This is a genomic window from Caballeronia ptereochthonis (assembly GCF_001545075.1).
GTDB classification, from domain to species: domain Bacteria; phylum Pseudomonadota; class Gammaproteobacteria; order Burkholderiales; family Burkholderiaceae; genus Caballeronia; species Caballeronia ptereochthonis.
In genome coordinates, this window is record NZ_FCOB02000109.1 from 1 (window position 1) to 868 (window position 868).

Genomic DNA, 868 nt, shown 5'->3' on the forward strand with positions numbered 1-868 from the left:
TATCACCCTGGATATTGGTGATGCCGCCGCTGATGTTGGTGATCGAGCCGGCCACGTTCGAGATATCCGACGTGTTCTGGTTGATCGCCTGGTCCGCTGCGTACAGCTGTGAGCCGTTCACCGCGTCCGTCGAGTTGGCGCTCACACGGCCCGCCGCCACGTTGGTGATCGTGCGCTCCTTGCCTGCTGCGCCCACCGACACCGTGCTGGTCGCATTGCTGCCTGCGAACGTGTACGCCGTGCCGCCGATCGTCGCGCTCGTGGTGTTCACCACTGCCGCCGTCGTCGAACCCGCACCCAGTGCCACATCGCCCTTGTTGGTCGACACCGCACCCGAGCCGATCGCCACCGAGTCAACACCCGTAGCCGTCGAATCTACACCCGTGCTGTTCGCATGGAAGTACTTCGTGCCCGTGTTGTACACGTTGTTGATCTGATTGTTCAGGTTGGTCACGTTACCGCCGATGTTGGTCACGCTGCCCGCCACGTTCGAGATATCCGACGTGTTCTGATTGATCGCCTGATCCGCTGCATACAACTGCGAGCCGTTCACCGCATCGGTCGAGCTGGCCGAGAGGCGGCCCGCTGCCACGTTGGTGATCGTGCGCTCCTTGCCTGCCGCCCCCACCGACACCGTGCTCGTCGCGTTGCTGCCTGCGAACGTGTACGCCGTGCCACCGATCGTCGCGCTCGTGGTGTTCACCACTGCCGCCGTCGTCGAACCCGCACCCAGTGCCACGTCGCCCTTGTTGGTCGACACCGCACCCGAGCCGATCGCAACAGAATCCACACCCGTGGCCGTCGAATCTACACCCGTGCTGTTCGCATGGAAGTACTTCGTGCCCGTGTTGTACACGTTGTTGATCTG

Annotated in this window: 1 pseudogene; it reads right to left on the bottom strand. The window is 62.9% G+C overall.

What is annotated here, in order from left to right:
• A pseudogene (locus AWB83_RS35675) lies at positions 1 to 868 on the bottom strand (ESPR-type extended signal peptide-containing protein); the annotation flags it as partial.